General features: G+C 65.3%; 3 protein-coding genes. All 3 read left to right on the top strand.

All coding sequences use genetic code 11. The features are described 5' to 3' along the window. Positions 1-185: 185 nt before the first annotated feature. Positions 186-458: an RNase P modulator RnpM gene (rnpM, locus tag HMPREF0372_RS16715; protein WP_009257480.1), complete on the top strand. Its 273-nt coding sequence runs from the start codon at positions 186-188 to the stop codon at positions 456-458. Then, the gene (locus HMPREF0372_RS16710; protein WP_007495076.1) at positions 451-972 is read left to right on the top strand and encodes a L7Ae/L30e/S12e/Gadd45 family ribosomal protein; all 522 of its coding nucleotides are present in this window, start codon (positions 451-453) and stop codon (positions 970-972) included. Before rnpM ends, HMPREF0372_RS16710 begins: the two co-directional genes overlap by 8 nt. Positions 973-1,068: 96 nt before the next feature. Then, positions 1,069-3,423: a translation initiation factor IF-2 gene (gene infB / locus HMPREF0372_RS16705; RefSeq protein ID WP_007495074.1), complete on the top strand. Its 2,355-nt coding sequence runs from the start codon at positions 1,069-1,071 to the stop codon at positions 3,421-3,423. Positions 3,424-4,082 lie beyond the last annotated feature (659 nt).

Genomic DNA, 4,082 nt, shown 5'->3' with positions numbered 1-4,082 from the left:
CGCCGCAGGCGGGACGGCGCTTGCGCCGCACAAGGGTTTTGCCGAGGGCAAAACCTTGGTTTGGGGCAATTCAGTTGCCCCAAACGGGATGGAAACAGGGTTCCCGCAAAAAGGCTCCGCCTTTTGCGGGATGTCCGCACACGTAGGGGCCGATGCCCACATCGGCCTGCGAGGAGGCGAGAAAAATGCCCAAGAAAATACCCCTGCGCCAGTGCGTGGGCTGCCGGGAGATGAAGCCCAAGAAGGAGCTCATTCGGGTGGTCAAGAGCCCGGAGGGAGAGGTATCCCTGGATTTCAAGGGGAAGAAGCCGGGCCGCGGGGCCTATGTCTGCCCCGATGCGGAGTGTCTCAGGCGGGCGCGGAAGTCCAGGGCGCTGGAGCGGGCGTTCTCCGCCGCCATGCCCGACGGGGTCTACGACGCGCTGGAGGCGCAGATGAGGGAGGGCGGCGATGGATAACGTGCTGCATCTGCTGGGCATTGCCCGCAAGGCGGGCCGCGTGGAGGTGGGGGAGGAGCCGGTTGGTGCTTCCGCCCGGGCGCGGCAGGCCAGGCTGATTCTGGTGGCCTCCGATGCGGCGGACAACAGCGCCCGCCGGGCCGCCCACTTTGCCCAGGCGGGCAAGGCGCCCTGGTTCCGGGTGCCCTACACCAAGGGGGAGCTGGGCGGCACAGTGGGCCGCGCATCCTGCGCCATGCTGGCCCTCACCGATGTGGGGCTGGCGGCCGCCCTGCTGGCCAGGCTGGCCGCCGGAGCGCCGGAGACCTACGGCGCGGCGTCGGCGGAGCTGAGTGAGAAGGCGGACAAGGCCCTCCAGCGCCAGAAGGAACAGCGCCGCCACGAGAAAAAGCTGCAAAAGGGCGGAAGGAAGCCGTGGGCGGCCCCGCCCGCCCGGAAGGAGTCCCCGCCGGAGCCCGCCGGGAAGCGGACGCTGCCCCGGGGCAGGCTGACCGTCAAGAAGAAGACGCCATGAGACCATGGCACACAATAGGATTGGAACAACGAGGGCTTGTTCCAATAAGAAAGCGCAGCGGCCCCGCCGCGTTTTCCTATTGGCGCAAGCCCGCCGATGGAGGTGGCTTATTTGCTGAACAACAAGTATCGCGTGCATGAGGTGGCCAAGGATTTCAAGAAGAACTCCAAGGAGATCACCGACATTCTGACAAAATATGCGACGGCTCCCAAGAACCATATGCAGGTGCTGGAGGACCGGGAGCTCTCCCTGATCTTCGAGTACTTGACCCAGCACAACCAGGTGGACAACATCGAGAGCATCTACGCCGAGGTCTACCGGGAGCCCAAGGCTGCCCCGGCCCCCAAGGGGGAGCCCGCCAAGGCTGCGCCCCAGGCGCAGAAGCCCGCCGCGCCGGCGGGCAGGCCCGCGCCCCAGCAGCCCCAGGGCAAGCCGCAGCCGGCCCAGCAGCCGGCGAACCGGCCCGCTACCCGCGTCCCCGAGAAGAAGGTAGTGGACACCCGCAAGGGCGGCCAGGTGAACCTGGAGAAGTACGACGAGCGGCTGGAGAACCTGGCTGCGGGCAAGACCAAGCAGATGCAGGCCGGCAAGCAGAAGTTCCAGGGCCGCAACCAGCGCAAGGGCGGCTTCCAGGGCAGCAAGCGCCGCCAGGAGGAGCAGGAGAAGATGCGCCGGCTCCAGCTGGAGATCGCCAAAAAGACTCCGCTGACTGTCAAGATCCCAGACGCCATCGGCGTGGGCGAGCTGGCCTCCCGCATGAAGAAGACCGGCGCCGAGGTGGTCAAGACCCTGATGAAGAACGGCGTCATGGCCTCCCTCAGCGACGTCATCGACTTCGACACCGCCGCCATCATTGCCGAGGAGCTGGGCTGCAAGGTGGAAAAGGAGGTCATTGTCACCATCGAGGAGCGGCTCATCGACACCGCCGAGGACAAGGAGGAGGATCTGGAGCCCCGCGCCCCCGTGGTGGTGGTCATGGGCCACGTCGACCACGGCAAGACCTCCCTGCTGGACTATATCCGCAACGCCCACGTGGCCGCCGGCGAGGCCGGCGGCATCACCCAGCACATCGGCGCCTATCAGGTGAACGTGCAGGGCAAGACCATCACCTTCCTGGACACCCCCGGCCACGAGGCCTTCACCGCCATGCGCGCCCGCGGCGCCATGATCACCGACGTGGCCATCCTGGTGGTGGCCGCCGACGACGGCATCATGCCCCAGACGGTTGAGTCCATCAACCACGCCAAGGCGGCCAATATCCCCATCATCGTGGCCATCAACAAGATGGATAAGCCGGAGGCCAACCCCGAGCGCATCAAGGAGCAGCTCACCAAGTATGAGCTGGTGCCAGAGGAGTGGGGCGGCGAGACCATCATCTGCCCCATCTCCGCCAAGACCGGCGAGGGCATCGACAATCTGCTGGAGATGGTCAACCTGACCGCCGAGATGCAGGAGCTCAAGGCCAACCCCAACCGCTCCGCCCACGGCGCGGTCATCGAGGCCCGGCTGGACAAGGGCCGCGGCCCCGTGGCCACCCTGCTGGTGCAGAACGGCACCCTGAAGCAGGGCGACGTGATCATCGCCGGCACCGCCGTGGGCCGCGTCCGCGCCATGACCAGCGCCAAGGGCGAGAAGCTCACCGAGGCGGGCCCCTCCGTGCCCGTGGAGATCATCGGCATGGGCGAGGTGCCCGGCGCGGGCGACGACTTCCACGCCGTGGCCGACGAGCGCATGGCCCGCGAGCTGGTGGAGCAGCGCAAGCATGAGCAGAAGATGGCCGCCTCCGCCCCCGTGGGCAAGGTGAGCCTGGAGGACCTGTTCAGCCAGATCAAGCAGGGCGAGATGAAGGATCTGAACATCATCGTCAAGGCCGACGTCCAGGGCTCCGCCGAGGCCGTCAAGGCCAGCCTGGAGAAGCTGTCCAACGAGGAAGTCCGGGTGCGGGTCATCCACTGCGCCGTGGGCGCCATCAGCGAGAGCGACGTCATGCTGGCCACCACCTCCAACGCCATCATCGTGGGCTTCAACGTCCGCCCCGACAACAACGCCAAGGAGTCCGCCGCCCGCAACAACGTGGATATGCGCATGTACCGCGTCATCTACGACTGCATCAATGAGATTGAGACCGCCATGAAGGGCATGCTGGCTCCCAAGTTCAAGGAAGTGGAGCTGGGCCAGGCCGAGGTGCGCAACGTGTTCCGCATCACCGGTGTGGGCATGGTGGCCGGTTGCTATGTCACAAACGGCAAGATGCAGCGCGGCGCCCAGATGCGCCTGCTGCGGGACAACATCGTCATCTACGACGGCGCCATCGCCTCCCTCCAGCGCTTCAAGGACAGCGTGAAGGAGGTCGCCCAGGGCTACGAGTGCGGCATCACCTTCGAGAAGTTCCAGGACATCAAGGAGGGCGACGTGATCGAGGCCTATCTGATGGAGCAGATCGAGGTGTAACTCTGCCTCCTGCGGAGTCCCCTCCTCGCGGCAAAGCCGCTGCGGCCTACGCTAAAAATTTGCCGCAGGCAAATTTTCTTCACGCTGCGGTGGAGCAGATCGAGGTATAAATGCCGCGCGAGTGACCCGCCGCAGGCGGGGCGGCGCTTTTGCGCCGCACAAGCGTTTTGGGCGGCAGCCCAAAACCTTGGCGCAGGGGCGATTGATTCGCCCCGAGCATGTGGAATCATTGGGGCCCCCACGGGATTGATATCCCGTGGGGTGTGCGGCATCACCTTCGAGAAGTTCCAGGACATCAAGGAGGGCGACGTGATCGAGGCCTATTTGATGGAGCAGATCGAGGTGTAACCCTGCCTCCTGCGGAGTTCCCTCCTTGCGGCAAAGCCGTTGCGGCCTACACTAAAAATTTGCCGCAGGCAAATTTTCTTCACGTTGCGGTGGAGCAGATCGGGGTGTAAAGCTGTTCCCGTAGCCTGAACCGGGCCGGAGCCCAGCGAAGCGGGTTCGGCCCGGAGAGGAGACGCAGCGGAAGGAGCGAGCTTTGCCGTAAGCGGCAAAGCGAGGGATCTGAAGCTTGCGGCGACGAGGTGGAGCAGATCGAGGTATAAATTTCTTCCGGCTTCGTAAAACGCCGTAGGGGCGACCCTTGTGGTCGCCCG

The organism is Flavonifractor plautii ATCC 29863 (genome assembly GCF_000239295.1).
Lineage (GTDB): Bacteria > Bacillota > Clostridia > Oscillospirales > Oscillospiraceae > Flavonifractor > Flavonifractor plautii.
The sequence above is the reverse complement of the archived record's forward strand: the minus strand, read 5'-3'. Positions and strand labels throughout refer to the sequence as shown.